Origin of the sequence: Bacillus sanguinis, from assembly GCF_018332475.1 — a bacterium.
GTDB classification, from domain to species: Bacteria; Bacillota; Bacilli; order Bacillales; family Bacillaceae_G; genus Bacillus_A; species Bacillus_A sanguinis.
On record NZ_BOQB01000638.1, the window covers coordinates 1 to 536 of the forward strand.

Genomic DNA, 536 nt, shown 5'->3' on the forward strand with positions numbered 1-536 from the left:
CCAAGTGCAATCATAAATATGTGCCTGCTTTTCAATTCCCGTTTTAATCCTTTATTTTGATCCATCATATAATCCCCCCTTTTCTCTTTGAAAAACCATTTCATGTAAGCGTTTTTAAAATCATTCATAATAAAAATAATTATTAAAAAGAGCAAAATACATAGCACTTATATTAATCACTACCTGTTATTAAAAGATCATCCCTTACTGTTATTAATAACTTTTGATCAGCGATAGCTTGTCCTTCTACTACTTCTAATGATTCAATATACCCACTGATTCCTACCTTAATTTCTACTTTCTGTTTATCTATTGTTTCAATTAACGCTAATTTCTCCCACTCGTATACGTAAGAACTTTCCGCAACAAATAACTTCTCTACTTTCCCGTAACAAGGACTATACACGCCTTCTATAACCGTCTTCACTTTATAAACTCCTCCTTCTTATTAATTGGTACTGAAACGTTGCATATCTCTCCTTTAAAGATTTCAACTATTATTTATGCAAAAAGCATACCAATCTCCAATTCCTATT

1 protein-coding gene is annotated in these 536 nt (G+C 31.3%); it reads right to left on the minus strand.

What is annotated here, in order from left to right; genetic code table 11:
- Positions 1-172 precede the first annotated feature (172 nt).
- Positions 173-427, minus strand: a complete 255-nt coding sequence (locus KI369_RS28970) for a biotin/lipoyl attachment domain-containing protein (protein ID WP_000859484.1) — start codon at positions 425-427, stop codon at positions 173-175.
- Between the last annotated feature and the right edge of the window lie 109 nt (positions 428-536).